Source organism: Nocardiopsis halophila DSM 44494, assembly GCF_000341245.1.
Taxonomy (GTDB): Bacteria; Actinomycetota; Actinomycetes; order Streptosporangiales; family Streptosporangiaceae; genus Nocardiopsis_A; species Nocardiopsis_A halophila.
This window is the reverse complement of sequence record NZ_ANAD01000136.1, coordinates 1-733: the sequence shown is the minus strand read 5'-3', so window position 1 is coordinate 733 and position 733 is coordinate 1. Positions and strand designations below refer to the sequence as shown.

Annotated in this window: 1 pseudogene; it reads right to left on the bottom strand. The window is 70.5% G+C overall.

From position 1 onward, the window contains the following. Positions 1–253 (bottom strand): annotated as a pseudogene (locus D450_RS30375) (HNH endonuclease); the annotation flags it as partial. Positions 254–733 lie beyond the last annotated feature (480 nt).

Sequence of the window (733 nt, the reverse complement as noted above, 5' to 3'; positions counted from 1 at the left end):
TGGAGTGCCCCGAGCCCGCAAGGGCCCCGGTCTCACCGATCCGGGCGGCCAGCCGCGCCAGGGCCAGGTCCAGGTCCAGGGCGTCCTGCCCGGCGGCCAGCACCCCGGCCAGCTCGCACAGCACCCGCCCCGCACCCGGCACCGGGTCCTCAGCCACCGCGTTGTCGGCCTCGGCGAGCACACCGCCGATCCCGGCCCGGATCCGCGCCGCGCGCGAACCCGCCGGGATTCCGGGGTGCCGCTGATCTGCCATACACCCATTATGAACCACCCGCCACCATTTTTAGGGGCCCGGCAGAAGATTCCCCGAAGAAATTCAGAGAAACCGGGAAAGCCAGCATCTGCACAGGTCACTGCACGTGTTGATCGCGAGTCGCACCCCCGGGACACTTCCCCCGCAAAGGCACCCTGAAATGGGGGAGCATTGTCTATTGCACGCACCCTGCGGAGCGGATCGCTTTCCTTTTCCAGGGGCCCTGGAATCGGGAAGAGTTGCCTGCGCCGGAGCGTCCTGGAATGGCGGAGGGGTGCCCGTTCCAGGGCGAGACGACGATAAGGACCGATGCGTTCCCAAGCCATTCGGACGACCCGGGCACCCCGCTGTCCGGCGGAGGCGGCGCGCACCCCGCACGCGCGGGGGGCAGGGGCTGTCCGGCGCCCGACAGCCAAGCCCGGGGGAACCGCCCGGCCTTCACCGCCGCCCTACCCGCTTGACCAGCGGGAACCCGGCAGC